Annotated in this window: 16 protein-coding genes and 1 pseudogene; 4 read left to right on the top strand and 13 right to left on the bottom strand. The window is 29.2% G+C overall.

Features of this window, described 5'->3' with window-relative positions; all coding sequences use genetic code 11:
* Positions 1 to 152 precede the first annotated feature (152 nt).
* Together IDG65_RS06885 and IDG65_RS06890 are read right to left on the bottom strand one after the other, a co-directional pair.
* Entirely contained in the window at positions 153 to 2,216 is a 2,064-nt protein-coding gene (locus IDG65_RS06885) for a tyrosine-type recombinase/integrase (RefSeq protein WP_000026855.1), read from the bottom strand.
* Positions 2,217 to 2,218: 2 nt separating this feature from the next.
* Positions 2,219 to 3,331 (bottom strand): tyrosine-type recombinase/integrase, encoded by a 1,113-nt coding sequence (locus IDG65_RS06890; protein WP_000706211.1) that lies wholly within the window; start codon positions 3,329 to 3,331, stop codon positions 2,219 to 2,221.
* 184 nt (positions 3,332 to 3,515) lie between these two features.
* On the opposite strand from IDG65_RS06890, the pseudogene IDG65_RS06895 reads away from it, so the two are divergent.
* Positions 3,516 to 3,821, top strand: a pseudogene (locus tag IDG65_RS06895) (YolD-like family protein); the annotation flags it as partial.
* A gap of 56 nt (positions 3,822 to 3,877) precedes the next feature.
* Here the strand turns inward: IDG65_RS06895 and IDG65_RS06900 are convergent.
* Positions 3,878 to 4,051 carry a hypothetical protein gene (locus tag IDG65_RS06900; protein ID WP_000267034.1) on the bottom strand — a complete coding sequence of 58 codons (174 nt, stop codon included), beginning with the start codon at positions 4,049 to 4,051 and terminating at the stop codon, positions 3,878 to 3,880.
* A gap of 450 nt (positions 4,052 to 4,501) precedes the next feature.
* Between IDG65_RS06900 and IDG65_RS06905 the strand changes: the two genes are divergently transcribed.
* Positions 4,502 to 5,542, top strand: coding sequence for a C45 family autoproteolytic acyltransferase/hydrolase (locus IDG65_RS06905; RefSeq protein ID WP_001188075.1), 1,041 nt, complete (start codon positions 4,502 to 4,504; stop codon positions 5,540 to 5,542).
* Positions 5,543 to 5,598: 56 nt separating this feature from the next.
* Here IDG65_RS06905 and IDG65_RS06910 read toward each other — a convergent pair whose 3' ends face one another.
* Genes IDG65_RS06910 through IDG65_RS06920 form a run of 3 tightly spaced genes read right to left on the bottom strand, consistent with a single transcriptional unit; the run spans position 5,599 to position 7,579 of the window.
* Positions 5,599 to 6,441, bottom strand: coding sequence for a DUF4097 family beta strand repeat-containing protein (locus IDG65_RS06910; RefSeq protein ID WP_000713068.1), 843 nt, complete (start codon positions 6,439 to 6,441; stop codon positions 5,599 to 5,601).
* On the bottom strand, positions 6,438 to 6,995 hold the full coding sequence (locus IDG65_RS06915; protein ID WP_001033968.1) for an HAAS signaling domain-containing protein: 558 nt from the start codon (positions 6,993 to 6,995) through the stop codon (positions 6,438 to 6,440). Before IDG65_RS06915 ends, IDG65_RS06910 begins: the two co-directional genes overlap by 4 nt.
* A 59-nt stretch (positions 6,996 to 7,054) precedes the next feature.
* Complete coding sequence (locus IDG65_RS06920; protein WP_000966288.1) at positions 7,055 to 7,579, bottom strand: membrane protein; 525 nt, start codon at positions 7,577 to 7,579, stop codon at positions 7,055 to 7,057.
* Positions 7,580 to 7,699: 120 nt separating this feature from the next.
* Here IDG65_RS06920 and IDG65_RS06925 point away from each other — a divergent pair, with 120 nt between their 5' ends.
* Positions 7,700 to 8,263, top strand: a complete 564-nt coding sequence (locus IDG65_RS06925) for a thioredoxin family protein (protein WP_000182843.1) — start codon at positions 7,700 to 7,702, stop codon at positions 8,261 to 8,263.
* A 65-nt stretch (positions 8,264 to 8,328) separates the two neighbouring features.
* On the opposite strand, the gene pmtD is transcribed toward IDG65_RS06925, so the two are convergent.
* The 7 genes from pmtD to IDG65_RS06960 all read right to left on the bottom strand — a co-directional run bounded on the left by pmtD (position 8,329) and on the right by IDG65_RS06960 (position 12,668).
* Positions 8,329 to 9,069: a phenol-soluble modulin export ABC transporter permease subunit PmtD gene (gene pmtD / locus IDG65_RS06930; protein WP_001221654.1), complete on the bottom strand. Its 741-nt coding sequence runs from the start codon at positions 9,067 to 9,069 to the stop codon at positions 8,329 to 8,331.
* Positions 9,069 to 9,941 carry a phenol-soluble modulin export ABC transporter ATP-binding protein PmtC gene (pmtC, locus tag IDG65_RS06935; RefSeq protein ID WP_000763048.1) on the bottom strand — a complete coding sequence of 291 codons (873 nt, stop codon included), beginning with the start codon at positions 9,939 to 9,941 and terminating at the stop codon, positions 9,069 to 9,071. Before pmtC ends, pmtD begins: the two co-directional genes overlap by 1 nt.
* Positions 9,938 to 10,618, bottom strand: coding sequence for a phenol-soluble modulin export ABC transporter permease subunit PmtB (gene pmtB, locus IDG65_RS06940; protein WP_000645731.1), 681 nt, complete (start codon positions 10,616 to 10,618; stop codon positions 9,938 to 9,940). The genes pmtC and pmtB overlap by 4 nt, the downstream gene beginning before the upstream one ends.
* Entirely contained in the window at positions 10,619 to 11,515 is an 897-nt protein-coding gene (gene pmtA / locus IDG65_RS06945) for a phenol-soluble modulin export ABC transporter ATP-binding protein PmtA (RefSeq protein ID WP_000991299.1), read from the bottom strand.
* Positions 11,512 to 11,892, bottom strand: coding sequence for a PSM export ABC transporter transcriptional regulator PmtR (gene pmtR, locus IDG65_RS06950; protein ID WP_000691586.1), 381 nt, complete (start codon positions 11,890 to 11,892; stop codon positions 11,512 to 11,514). Before pmtR ends, pmtA begins: the two co-directional genes overlap by 4 nt.
* 276 nt (positions 11,893 to 12,168) lie before the next feature.
* Entirely contained in the window at positions 12,169 to 12,327 is a 159-nt protein-coding gene (locus tag IDG65_RS06955; RefSeq protein ID WP_000681967.1) for an SE1626 family protein, read from the bottom strand.
* A 242-nt stretch (positions 12,328 to 12,569) separates the two neighbouring features.
* Entirely contained in the window at positions 12,570 to 12,668 is a 99-nt protein-coding gene (locus IDG65_RS06960) for a Trp-rich small protein (protein WP_000990056.1), read from the bottom strand.
* 199 nt (positions 12,669 to 12,867) lie between these two features.
* Here IDG65_RS06960 and IDG65_RS06965 point away from each other — a divergent pair, with 199 nt between their 5' ends.
* Positions 12,868 to 14,154 carry an aminotransferase class I/II-fold pyridoxal phosphate-dependent enzyme gene (locus IDG65_RS06965; protein WP_001068520.1) on the top strand — a complete coding sequence of 429 codons (1,287 nt, stop codon included), beginning with the start codon at positions 12,868 to 12,870 and terminating at the stop codon, positions 14,152 to 14,154.
* The last annotated feature ends 13 nt before the right edge of the window (positions 14,155 to 14,167 follow it).

The following is a 14,167-nucleotide window of genomic DNA, read 5'->3' on the forward strand; positions in this document are numbered from 1 at the left end:
CTGGAGAATCATATCGATTAAAAGATTATAAAACCGAAAAATCATTAAATATACGACAATCTTAAACCGCTAAAAAACGACATTTTCAAACCGCCATAAAACAGCATTTTTAAACCGCTATTGACATCTATTAAATTTTCCCATCTTAACCTCTATACTTTTATTCTATTACTTCTCCCGAATATAATGTTTCCATCTTTTATATTACCTAATATTTCTTCATATTTATTTAATATATTAGTATGTTTTTCAACCATATCTTGTCTATTATTATTTTTAGCTAATTCTATAGATTTGACCGTTGATTTGATATGTAATTCATATTTTTCAACATCTAAATCAGAAAATCCAATAGCTAGATCCTTACATGGTTTCCCAGAATTACAAGTTAAGCATGGCGGAGCTTCCATATATGGACAATCACCGCTCAATCTAGCATGACAAGTACCATAAGGATTGTCCATTGCGTTTAATTTATGTTCTTGCCATAAAGAATTCAATGCTTTTTCTGATAATTCACTACTATGCTGTATATTTTTAATTTTACCGTCAACATCAAAACTAAAAGCCCCTTGATCAATAACTGATTCAAAAGCCTTTCTTTTTGTATCATCAAGTAACTTAGCATATCTGAGTGTCATTTCTGGTGAGGAATGTGCTAATAATTCTTGTATGGTTAATATATCTGCTCCACCATTTAACAATTTCACTGCATAGGTATGTCTAAACTGATGAGTTTTGAAATGGAAGACTTCACCTTGTTCATCAAGAATATTTTTTGTTTTTGCTAAATGATTTAAGTGTGCTCTGACCATATGCTGTGTAAAGGGCATTCCTTTTCTTTTTCCTTTATGAATAGCAAAAATATAATTATTAGGGTTGTTATCTTTTGTACTTTTAATTTTAGAATTGGCTATTAAAACTGCTACTATATCAGCTAATTCATTATCGATTGGTATCCTATGTCCTTTAACAAAAGTTTTAGCAATATCAGTAATTATTGAAAACTTTCCATTAACTTTTGCAAGACAATTATTTTTTAATGTTAATACATCAGAAATTCTTAGTCCTGTTTTAAAAGCTATCCAAACTACAGGTATTAAATCTTTGTGCAAATCATTTATATGCTCAAAAAGCTGTTCCAATACAAAATCTGGGATATAATCAATTTGGCTACTATTTTTCTTTTCGCGCTTAGGAAAGTCTTGAGGATAAATTAAAAAACGTATATCTTCAGAGGGGGCTATATCATAATTTTGACTAGCAATATCATTTAAGAACCTTCTAATTGCTTTTAATTCTTCTCTAACGAAGTTCCTAGAACTTTGCACATTTTTACTATTAGCATATTCAAATAAAAATTCTATATATGCTTCGATATGACATCTATCTAGTTCATTTAAACTATTCCTTGTTTCTTTATTTTTAGATATATTTTGAAAAAACCTAGTCAAAACTCTTATATAAAATCTTGCTGTAGCAAATGCTATATCACCAGTTATCAAACGATTTTTTAAATATTTTTTTGCTAATTCTCGCATTTTAATTGACTCAATTTTTTCAAAGTTCAAATAATTACCAGTTAGTGTTTTATTATAACTCAATCCATATTTTTCTAAATTTCTAATATCCCATTTATCTTTTTCCCATTCTTCTCGCTTATCAATAAATTTATTTAGATTAATATACATATTCTTTAAAAAAGAAGCTAGTCCACTTTTATGTTCATAATCACCAAAAACTATTGTTGATGATTTTCTTTTTATAGGTATATTATTTTTAGTCAACCAACTAAACCAGTACTTTTCTAACATATTAATATCACAATCTAGTAAAGAATTTAAATTTGGATAAACTTCATTAAAGAACTCAGCAATCTTGTTAAGTTTCACTGCTCCAGTATTAAATACATTAGATAAAGACCAATCCTCTTTAACTATAAGTTTCAAAAAAAGGTATTTAAATTCTAAATTCAAATTTTCACTTTTAATCCTAAAGAAAATATTTTTTCTTTTGTCTTTATAGTTCTTGATACTATCTTGAAATTGCTCGAACTTGTTAAAAGCTGAAATGTGCCATTCATCATTTTTTAAAAAGTAATCATCATATATTTCAGTTATTAGCACTTCTCCTTTTATGTTTATAGTTCTACTTTGTAATGTACATAATTCATTAATCATAGTACTGTTTGTAGGTAAATTAATTGGTATTGACATAGTTATTCCCCTTTATTAAAAACTTGAAATTGATGCTTAACTTTATTCCAATCTTCACGTATATCTTCTTCAGTGGGATGAACATATAAATTAATAGTCGTTTGTATATTACTATGACCGAGTCTTTCTTGAACTTGTTTAATATCCTTAGTTTCATTATAAAAAACAGTTGCATGTGTATGGCGAAATAAATGGGGGTGAACATTTATAGATGTTTTATGTTTTAGCCTTTTAAATAATGAATATATATCACTATAATGCATAGCTTCTCCTACATTTCTACCCTTTATTTTTACAAAAAGATAATCAGAACATATGGAAAGTTCGTCAATTATTTCGTACACATAATCGTCATATAAATCAATTAACGATTGAGAAATAAATATTTTTCTTTCACCAGTTTTTAAATAAGTACCATTGCTATTAAATCTATTTTTCAAAACTATTTGGTGACCTTTTCTAAAATCAAATTTGATATCATCAATGCGTAATGATAATACCTCACCTATACGCAATCCTGTTTCATATAATAATTGTATTAAGAATTTATCTCTAATATTATTAGCTGCTCCTAATAATTTCTTAACCTCAACATTGGTTAACACTTCTAGTTTTTTCTTTGGTTCTTTTACTTTCAAAATATTTTTCAACATTCCATAGTCCTTGTTTACGTGATGCATGAAACTTTTATATTTTTTAGAGTATTTACTTTCCGTATGTATAAAATCATAGAAATTAACATCTAATTTTTTGCTCCTATAGAGATAATCATAAAAATTAGATACTACAGTAATAGTCAGATTAATTGTCTTAGGACTAATGCTTTTTCCTTTTCGGTGATAAGAGAGGACATTCTCATATTCAAAAGGTGTTTTCATCCATCTTATAAAATCAACAAAGTTATCAAAACTAACTTCTTTATAGCATATCTTTTTACTTTCTAAGTAAACAAAAAATTTTTTTAGTGCATAGGCATAGGTTTTCTTGGTATTTAAACTTTTATTAACACTATCCAGATACTTCAAATATCTTACTGCATCTACTATAGGTTCATTATTACCATCTAAAATCATAAAATTGATACCATTCTTAGATTTTACTTCTACTATTTTCATAATAATCTCATTTCTAATTTTTAATAGTATAAGTATACACTATTCGAACTCTTTTTACATCATACATATTAAACTTATTACACGTAATAAAAAAAGACTATTTAATATTTTTACTTTGTTCATTTTTTCTTAAAATATGATTCATTTTAAACAAAATAGTCTATATTCTTCAATATATATATAACCTTTTGCAACATTACCCGAACAATTCGAAACGATTCAACAATACATTATCGACCAAAACAAAATTACACGTCCTGTATTATCAGATGATCAATTGGCTGAGCTAAACATTCGGCTACACGAGGCGCTACAATATGCCCAACCTGTAGAAGTTAAATTTTATAATAATGGCTTTGTAGATTCAGTACGCTTAACCATTTATCGTATTGATGCTATTAATTATGAAATTGATGGTTATGTTTACAATCAGCAACAACGTCAAAAAATTTCTATCTTTGATATCTTAGATATTGTCTTGTTACCTTAATGCTTTGAACATAATTAAAGGCAAGAACAATCTATATTGTCCTTGCCTAAATGTTATTAGTTATTTTTACTTTCGATATCAGAAATAATTTCTTTAGTTTTTCTTTCAATATCTTCAAAATCTTTTTTAAAGATATAAGCAAATGCTACTACACCAACACCAGCAACTAATGTTGTAATAGCAACTAAGCTAAATACGAATTTAAACACACATTTAATAAAATTCCACATCTCAATTTCACCTCTGTTAAATTAAATACCTATCTACATTTCATTATACTATCATATATAGAATAATCATTAAATAAATACCCACTTTTACGAAATATATTCATCAAATTATATAGCGAGCAAGCTAATGATTATTTTCAAAAATGCCGAGGAACCTCTGTTTCAACGTGACATGACCTTATATGCTAATGTTAACAATGACTATTATCGTGAATGCTAACTTAAGATTGTTATTTATGATAAGATGATTTTAAGTTTTTAACTTAATATCCCCACCATCTATAAAAATATGTTTTAACTGATTGATAAGTCTTATACACCGAGAAATCACCTCAAACAATTTTATATTTCATTTAGTAAAATATAACTTTATTTAACATGACATTCAATATACATACGATTACTATTTATTTACAATATATTACAACTAAAAAGAAAGGGGCCGATGATATGCAACAAGTGACATCAGATATTATGACTTTTAGAGGTTCACATTTCGAGTTAGGTGTTAAAACTGGTAAATGGCTTCAACAAACACCTCTTCTAAAAAATCGAGAAAAAGAATGGAAAAAACGTGTCCCACGTTTCGATATAGATGTAAATGAAACTTATCAAATATTCCAAACTTACGCACCTCAAATATGGGAAGAATTAATGGGACTACAAAGTATACTCAAAATGCCAACACGCCAAATTATTTTAAACTTTGGACATTATCGTTTTACCGATTTAAAAGAAAGTGGTTGCACGGTCTTTCAAGGCAAAGACTTCATGGTTAGAAATTATGATTACCACCCTGCAACTTATGATGGTCGCTACTTACTATATCAACCTACAGATAGCGGTTTAGCTCAAATTGGTCCTGTATCAAGGGTAACTGGAAGAATGGATGGTATGAATGAGTCAGGATTAACTATGGGCTATAACTTTATGCACCGGAAGAAACCAGCAAATGGTTTTGTATGTTATATGATTGGTCGTCTAATTCTTGAAAATTGCCGAAATGTAACAGAAGCAATCCAATTATTGAAAGAAATACCACACAGAAGCTCATTTAGCTACATACTGATGGACAAATCATTGAACCATGCAATTGTTGAAGTGACGCCGAGATCAATAGATGTTCGTTATGATAATATATGTACAAATCATTTTGAAATATTAACACATGAAAATCGCAATTATACAAAAGAATCTAAAGAAAGACTGGCGCGTACCATTTCACAAACTAATGATAATTTAGATATGACTACAGCATTTAAGTTATTCAATAATCCTCAGTATGAAATTTACAGTAAACTATTCAAAAGCTGGTCTGGCACCATCCATACATCAATGTATCACCCTGAAACATTAACTGCATATTTTACATTGGGAGAAAATGCGCCACCAGAAATAATAGATTTCAAATCATGGTTAGATGGTCAAGAGCTTAATATCACTCACTTTACTGGCAATATAGATACCGACTTAACTTTTGCCAACAAATAAATAACACCGATATTAGAGAAATTATGCTTCCTAATATCGGTGCTTACATCCTTTATTTATTCAACTTTGATATTACCATCAATCGTATAAAATTCTAAAACATTGTCGCTTTTCCCAACTTTACCATTAGTAAATGTTTTATTTTTAACTACGCTATCACCCGTTCCCGGATTTAGCTTTAGTATAGTGTCTTCAGGTTTACTATCATACTTAAAACGAATATCTCCTTGTTTAGTAGAAGCTTTTGCATCTACTTTTGATGGCATGTTTTTAAATTCAATGTCACCATGATCGTTTAAAAATATGGATTGTTTAATTTGACTCTTGTCGATTTGTAGCGTACCAATAACAACTTTAATATTACTATTTTTAATGTTACTTTTACTAATATAAGTAGAACTATTATTTGTCTTTGAATCTAGTGCGTCAAGATTTGAGTTTTTAATAACTACTTCACCGTTAATGCTTTGAATACTTGTGTTCTCTAAATCAACATCACTGATTCTAACACTTCCTGCTCCAGACGATATATTTAAACGTTTAATCATTTTATCAGGCATTTCAATCGTTAAAGTTTTCTTATTCTCATGAAAAGGATTCATATCAATTGCATATCCTCTTGTCTTAGACCTTTTATCACTAATCTTCAACGTCTTATCTACTATATTAATTAATATATCATTGTCACCATCATATTTAACTCTAAATTGATTCCCCCGTTTTATACGAAGTTCTGTACTATCCAAATTTATAGATACATTGTCAAAAGCATCGTCTTTGAATGTTTTATCATATTGTTTAGTACCATATTTGTTTTTATCATAGCTGAACCAAATAATGGTTGCTGCTGTAAAAAAGACAACAAACACTAAAAGCCCAATAAAAAAGAATTTCTTCATTTTCTAACGCTTCCTTTGACAGTTTTAATATACCAAAGTAAATATTTTAAGATTAAACGATAAATGTATTCTAAAATCTTAAATATGACAATGATAAATACTAATCCTAATCCTGAATATGATATGGCAAAAAATACATTACTAATTGAGTCTACAATTCCTCTGGATATTGCTGATGCTAATAAAATAATTGGACAAAACAGCAGCAAAAGTGATATTAAAAATAATGCTAATACAAATAATCCAACTATAGATACTGGTATAAGGATGACAAAAATAGATAGAATGCCTAAACTTAATGAAGCAGCAACAGCTCTTGAAATATTTTCAAATGTTGGTTTAGATTCAGCATAATCAATAACACTTCTAGCTTTTGTTTCAGCTGCAACATCTTGTGGGTCTTTTAACTTCTTTAAAATTTCCTCTTCATCAACGCCATTAAGTTCTTGCTCATAAAAATAACGTTCATATTCATACATTTTTTGATCTCTTAAATGCCTAGGTAGCGCATCAAGTGCTGTTTCTAATTCATTTAAATAAGTAATCTTGTTCATATAGGTCACTCATCCCAATAAAATTATTCATTCGTTTTTTATAACTTTAAGACCTAAAGCTATTTACTAAAAAATTCAATACGTTTAATTTCTAAATCTTGATAAAGTAAGTTTAATTTTAAATGGTTATCTCTATCAATATACTTTACCGATGAGAAATCATTGCCAACTTTTGTTCTTTTATATCCGAACCCAAGATTTTCAATCGCGTTATTTATCGGCGAACCAATTCCCCCATCAAAATTAGTATGTATCTTTTCATCTCTTACTAATATTATCCCCTTAACGATGTTATCCTTTTCTCTCACTTTAACGGTAAGGTCAGGGTGAGCTTTACTGTTATAAAATTTAAAACGATCAAACTTAATTTTTTTATTTACTTCATAGCCTTTTTTATCAAACTTCTCATTTAATTTAATATCGTTTATTTCAAGATTAGACAAATCCACAGTTTTCGTATGACGATATTGATATAAACCAATTAATACACCAAAAGAACAGATTAAAAATAATATAAACACAACCCAGCGATTTTGAATACGCACTGATGTCACCCTTTCTTTGTACTTATTTAAATATAGCATAAGGTGCTTCCCGTTTCATCCTTAACAAAAATTAACAAAGAATTTGCAATTAATTTATTTCATTACCTTTTATTACTATAAATTGGTATAATGTTGTAAATGCTAAAGGAGGTTTTTACAATGACAAATTTAGAAACTTATTTCAAAAATAGCCAACCCTTAAATGAATACATTGATGGAATGAAGACAAATCAAGATACCGTTCTCAGTATCTATCAATCATTTGAGTTACCAGAAGATGATTCACGCATCAAAAAAATAAAAGAGATGAATTATTCTAAAGTATTAGTAATTACTGAAGACTGGTGTGGAGATGCAATGATGAATCTCCCAATTCTAAAACACATCAGTGAAGCATTAAATTTAGAAGTACGCGTGTTCCATAGAGATGATGATACAAAACTGATCGATCAATATTTAACAAATGGTAAATCACGTGCAATTCCTATCTTCGTATTCTTGAATGATCAATTCGAACAAGAAACAGTTTGGGGACCAAGAGCAAATGAAGTCCAAAAATTTGTAACTGATGTTCGTTCTGATAAATTACCGAGCAAAGATCATCCAGACTATGCAGATTTAGAAAAAGAAACACACTTAGTTATATCAAACCGCTATAAAACTGACGCTTCATTTTGGAAAGCAGTTTATAATTCCATCCTAAATAAATTAGAAAATAAATAAATTTACAATAAGACAAACTTTGAGGTTGGGAAAATTTAAAATTCCCAACCTCAAAATTATTTTTATTAAATGTCTTTTTTAGCGACATATAAGATATTCAAAATGAAGAATATCACTATAGAACCTAATGAAATTACCCATTGCCAATTGCTAAAATCAAAGTTAGAGCTAATCATTTTATCAGTTAAGTAAGCAAAAGGGATATAATCAAAAGCATCTAAAACTTTTTCACCGTATCTTGGGATAAATGTAATAAAAGGTTTAATAAACGGTACAATGAGTACTAAAAATACACCTAATGAAAATATCATTGCTGTTTTTTGTGATGCAAGTGTGATTAAGAATAAAAACAAGCCAAAGAATAGTAAAAAGATTAGGAAGAACCATAAATTATCTACATATTTAGAAAACGCCAAATTTTTTCCATTACTAGATGCCTGCACAACAATCAAAATCACATAATGAATTACTGCAAATAATATTGAAATTAAAATAATTGAAATTGTTTTCGAAATAATGTATCCAACGCGTGTTTTAACTTTACTCATATATAGTTGAATTGTACCTTGTGAAAAATCACGCGTAATTGTCTTAACAACAAACATTAATCCAATTATTAACAATAACCATTTTGCTGCAGCAAATACAGATCCATAGACAATAATATGTTTCGGGTTATCCATCGAATTTGCCATAAGTATACTTTGAGTTGCAATCAAACTAGATACGACTAGTATCGCTAAATATGTTAAAGGACTTTTAAATATACTATAAAAATCATACTTAACTAAATTTAAAATTCTCATTATTTATCACCTCTTTGATTTATATTGAAGTACGTATCACGCAATGAACTTTTACGTGTTTCAATATATTTCGGATAAATATCTAATTCAGATAATGCTTTTAGTATAACTTGATAATTTTTTTGTGCATTGATCATTAAATGTCCGTCTGCTTTGTCGACATTTTGTAATTGGAAATGCTCTGCAAGATATTTTTCAGTTCTATCAAAGTCTTTATGATCAACAGTAACTATCGTTGTGTCAGATGCAACACCTTCCTCCATGTTTACATCTTGAACAAAATGTCCGTCTCTTAAAAATACAGCTCTATCACAAATTAATTCAATATCTTCTAACTTATGACTTGATATTAGAATTCTCATATCAAGTTCATTTACTAGAGACTTAATTGTAGTCAGCACATCAATTGAGCCATCTGGATCCATACCATTTGTAGGCTCATCCAAGATTAAAAATTTAGGTTTATTCATTAAAGATACTGCAATTGCTAACTTTTGCTTCATCCCCATTGAATATTTCTTAACTTTCTTTTTAATATAAGGTCTCATACCAAATGCATCTATAATTTTGTCTGTGTATGCTTTATCAAAACCCTTACCTAATACTTGTGCAAATAATTTCAAGTTATACAATCCTGATTTATTATCATATAATTTAGGATGCTCAATTAAAAAACCGATATTATCTGCATTATCAATGTCTACTTTTCCATCAAATTTAATAATATTACCATTCATTACTTTCATAACGGTTGTTTTACCAACACCGTTTTTTCCTATTAATCCGACAATTCTACTATCGCCAAAGTCAAAATCAATATCATTTAAAACGACATTTGAGCCGTATTTTTTTGTAATATGTTCTAATTTCATCGACTGCCTCCTTTAAATTTTCTAGTATTTATTTTATTGAGCTGTTTAAAATAATTAACAATAAGTATAACAATGCTTATAATTAGAAAACCAATATTTAAAATATATGAATATAAATCTGGGAATGATGATTGACTTAGAACAAAATAATTCACCAACACTATTGCAATTGAAAATAAAAATGGAACTAAAATGATAATAGTAAACACGTATATACCATATGGCACTTTGACTCTACGCAATTCTGTAAATTGACTAAATGCAATTGGTATAGACAAGAAGTTAGATATGACAAATGCATATGCAGTTGAAAAATAGATTGAATTTGGTTCAATCACATTTGCTTCATAAGCATATAAACTAATAACAAGCGTTCCAATTAATGTTAAAACAATGCATGTAATATAGTTGGCATTAAGCAATTGTTTTTTTGACACTGGTAAACTCATATAAAAATAATATGAATCATTACCACCTAATCTACGATTGAGTCTAAATAAGTGACCAGCATCTAAAATCCAAATAATCAATATTGTTGGACTTATAAAAGATTGCAATAGGTAAAAGAACTTTGTTGAGTCAAGCATTATATAAAAAGGATATAAGGTTAATAATAGAACATAGATGATAAGTGTATATCGTCGTAATTTAAAATTCCTAATTAACAATGCCTTCATTTAAAAACCTTCTTCCATCAATTTGATGTTTTCATGGTATTTAGGTTTTCTCTTTTCAAGATAAACCATTAAGTTCTCAATAGAAGGTGTAGTGATATTCACTTTATGACCTAAAATTTCTTTAAATACTTGTGCATGTTCTGTTAATCCTATAAATCCCGTACGCTTATGTTCTTCGTAAATCAGCAAAGCAGCCAATTCTTCATCTAAATCTTCAAGGGCTCCACTCACAACTTGATATCTTTGTAACAGTTGTTCTTTTGAACCATTTAAGATAACTTCACCGTCACTTAAGTGAATGATATAATCAGCTATTTTTTCTAAATCTGAGATAATGTGTGTCGACATGAATATTGTTTTATTTTCATCAATTAATTCTTGCTGAATTATCTCCAATAACTCATTTCTAGCTAAGGGATCAAGACCTGAAGTAGGCTCATCAAAAATATACAATTCAGCATGATGTGAAAATGCAACTGCTAATGATAATTTCATTTTCATGCCAGTTGAAAATGTTTTTATTGATTTATTGATTGGTAAATCGAACTTTTCAAGATAAAACTGAAATACTTGATGATCCCAGTTACTATAAAAAGGGGCAATCATTTTTTCAAGTTGCTTCGTAGTCCATCTCTCATTAAAATAATTTTCAGCGTAAACAAACCCAATTCTATTCTTTAACTCTATCGGATTGAGAGCCATATCCTCTTCTAATACTCTAATAACACCAGTTTGTGGTTGATACAAATCCATAATTAACCTTATTATTGTGGTTTTACCAGCGCCATTTCTACCAATAAAACCAGTGACGAAACCTTGAGGAACTTTGAAAGAGATATTCTTTAAATTAAACTGATCACTTGAATAATTAACATTACTTAATTCTATGGCATTCATGATGATTCCTCCTCATAGATGAACGTTAAAATATCTTGAAGTTCCTCAAGTGACATTTCGATTGCTTGCGCTTCATTAACCAATTCTTTAACCAAATTTTCAATGGTAAAAAATTGTTTCTCTTTTAAAATAGAACTATCTTGCTCCTTAACAAAGGTCCCTTTTCCTCTAATTGTTGTAACAAAACCGTCTTTCTCTAAATCTTCATAAGCACGTTTGGTAGTAATCAAACTTACTTGAAGATCTTTGGCAAGTTCTCTCATTGACGGCAAATGCTCTCCAGGAACAACATGTCCCTTTAAAATATTTTGTTTTACTTGTTGCTTAATCTGTTCATAAATCGGAAAATCACTATTGTTTTTTAAAATTATTTTCATCAACGTCCCCCTATCGCCTTCTGTATATATACAATATACACAATATACACAGTTTTGTAAATATGCATGTCTCATTATCAACCAGTCTTCAGAAATAACACTGAGTATTGTATTACTAGCAGTTGAATAAAATGAAATGACACTACCATTTAATCTTGCATTGTCTACTTCAATAAAAAAGACTGCTAAAACGAATGTCTTTAATCTCTACGTGACAACCGTAGCGTCAACATAAACAATCGTTTTAAACAGTCAATCCTATTTACTATTTTTACGTCAATCATTACTTCTACTTATAAAAGCACAAATCATAAACATAATCGCTGCTAATAATAATTTTATACCTTGACTTTCATGATTAGTTGCTTGTAAATAATAACCAATAATAAATAAAATAATTGCAAGTACTACAAATATTTTTGTTAGATGTTTCAATTTATTTCACCTCAACATCGACATTATAACAAATATAAATTTTTTTAATAAGTTATTGAATTTCAAAAGTTCAAGGTACTAATCACTTTCAACTAAAATAGCGCAACAAAACCATTCAATCAAAATGATTATTGATTGCGATATATTGTGTTCAATGATATTATTTAAGTGTATCCACAGAATTATACTACACAACCCCAAGTCTGGTACCAGCAGACTTGGGGTTATTTATGTGTGTAGGATCATTTTTTATTTTTCCATTTCAGTTCTAACCAAAGTCGAAAAATAATTAGTAAGCCACCTGTAATAAGTGTCATCATCCCTTCTTGCCACCACATCATTACACTACACCTCCGTTCGACTAAAGTATCATACTGAAGGATGACCTATACATATTCTAACACAAAAACAGAACATATGTTCGTATTTTGGTAGCAGATTTTACATATTATTCGTTAATTCACCAACAACACTTTATATTTGGTATAATTGAAGATAATATATAGGCATACAATTTTTTTAAAGAGAGGTTAAGCAATAATGAATCCTTTAGCCCAAAGCTTAAATGAACAAATTCAACAGTCAAATGCAACTGCCTTTGCAATGTTATCTGACTTAGGTCAAAATATGTTTTATCCAAAAGGCATTTTATCTCAATCTGCTGAAGCAAAGAGTACAACATATAATGCAACTATAGGTATGGCGACAAACAAAGACGGAAAAATGTTTGCATCATCTTTAGATGCAATGTTTAATGATTTAACTCCAGATGAAATATTCCCTTATGCGCCACCACAAGGCATCGAAGAATTACGTGATTTATGGCAACAAAAAATGTTGCGTGACAATCCAGAGCTATCAATCGACAACATGTCACGACCAATTGTTACGAATGCATTAACACATGGTTTATCTCTAGTTGGCGATTTATTTGTAAATCAAGGTGACACTATCTTGTTACCAGAGCATAATTGGGGTAATTACAAACTTGTTTTCAATACGAGAAAAGGTGCAAACCTTCAAACATATCCTATCTTTGATAAAGACGGACATTATACTACTGATTCACTAGTAGAAGCTTTACAATCATACAATAAAGATAAAGTCATTATGATTTTAAATTATCCTAATAATCCGACAGGTTACACACCTACGCATAAAGAAGTGACTACCATCGTCGATGCAATTAAAGCATTAGCTGATAAAGGTACAAAAGTTATAGCTGTTGTGGATGATGCATACTATGGTTTATTCTATGAAGATGTGTATACTCAATCATTATTTACTGCATTAACTAATTTACATTCAAATGCAATATTACCTGTTCGTTTAGATGGTGCAACAAAAGAATTTTTCGCATGGGGATTCCGTGTTGGATTTATGACATTTGGAACGTCTGATCAAACAACTAAAGAAGTATTAGAAGCCAAAGTAAAAGGTCTTATTAGAAGCAATATTTCCAGCGGACCGCTTCCAACACAAAGCGCTGTTAAACATGTACTGAAAAATAATAAGCAATTCGATCACGAAATCGAACAAAATATTCAAACATTAAAAGAACGCTATGAAGTCACTAAGAAAGTAGTCTATGCTGATCAATACCGATCATATTGGCAAGCATATGACTTTAACTCTGGATACTTTATGGCAATAAAAGTTCATGATGTTGACCCTGAAGAACTTCGTAAACATTTAATTGAAAAATATTCAATTGGTGTTATTGCACTAAATGCAACAGATATTCGTATTGCATTTAGCTGTGTAGAAAAAGACGATATCCCACATGTCTTCGATTCAATTGCTAAAGCGATAGATGACTTAAGATAATTAACTTCAACCA

It is taken from the genome of Staphylococcus sp. EG-SA-17 (assembly GCF_017151845.1).
Classification (GTDB): Bacteria; Bacillota; Bacilli; order Staphylococcales; family Staphylococcaceae; genus Staphylococcus; species Staphylococcus aureus.

Excerpts from the sequence above, each read along its gene's own strand:
- IDG65_RS06885 (WP_000026855.1), bottom strand. The coding sequence starts at position 2,216 with ATGTCAATACCAATTAATTTACCTACAAACAGTACTATGATTAATGAA.
- IDG65_RS06890 (WP_000706211.1), bottom strand. The coding sequence starts at position 3,331 with ATGAAAATAGTAGAAGTAAAATCTAAGAATGGTATCAATTTTATGATT.
- IDG65_RS06900 (WP_000267034.1), bottom strand. The coding sequence starts at position 4,051 with ATGTGGAATTTTATTAAATGTGTGTTTAAATTCGTATTTAGCTTAGTT.
- IDG65_RS06905 (WP_001188075.1), top strand. The coding sequence starts at position 4,502 with ATGCAACAAGTGACATCAGATATTATGACTTTTAGAGGTTCACATTTC.
- IDG65_RS06910 (WP_000713068.1), bottom strand. The coding sequence starts at position 6,441 with ATGAAGAAATTCTTTTTTATTGGGCTTTTAGTGTTTGTTGTCTTTTTT.
- IDG65_RS06915 (WP_001033968.1), bottom strand. The coding sequence starts at position 6,995 with ATGAACAAGATTACTTATTTAAATGAATTAGAAACAGCACTTGATGCG.
- IDG65_RS06920 (WP_000966288.1), bottom strand. The coding sequence starts at position 7,579 with ATGCTATATTTAAATAAGTACAAAGAAAGGGTGACATCAGTGCGTATT.
- IDG65_RS06925 (WP_000182843.1), top strand. The coding sequence starts at position 7,700 with ATGACAAATTTAGAAACTTATTTCAAAAATAGCCAACCCTTAAATGAA.
- pmtD (WP_001221654.1), bottom strand. The coding sequence starts at position 9,069 with ATGAGAATTTTAAATTTAGTTAAGTATGATTTTTATAGTATATTTAAA.
- pmtC (WP_000763048.1), bottom strand. The coding sequence starts at position 9,941 with ATGAAATTAGAACATATTACAAAAAAATACGGCTCAAATGTCGTTTTA.
- pmtB (WP_000645731.1), bottom strand. The coding sequence starts at position 10,618 with ATGAAGGCATTGTTAATTAGGAATTTTAAATTACGACGATATACACTT.
- pmtA (WP_000991299.1), bottom strand. The coding sequence starts at position 11,515 with ATGAATGCCATAGAATTAAGTAATGTTAATTATTCAAGTGATCAGTTT.
- pmtR (WP_000691586.1), bottom strand. The coding sequence starts at position 11,892 with ATGAAAATAATTTTAAAAAACAATAGTGATTTTCCGATTTATGAACAG.
- IDG65_RS06960 (WP_000990056.1), bottom strand. The coding sequence starts at position 12,668 with ATGATGTGGTGGCAAGAAGGGATGATGACACTTATTACAGGTGGCTTA.
- IDG65_RS06965 (WP_001068520.1), top strand. The coding sequence starts at position 12,868 with ATGAATCCTTTAGCCCAAAGCTTAAATGAACAAATTCAACAGTCAAAT.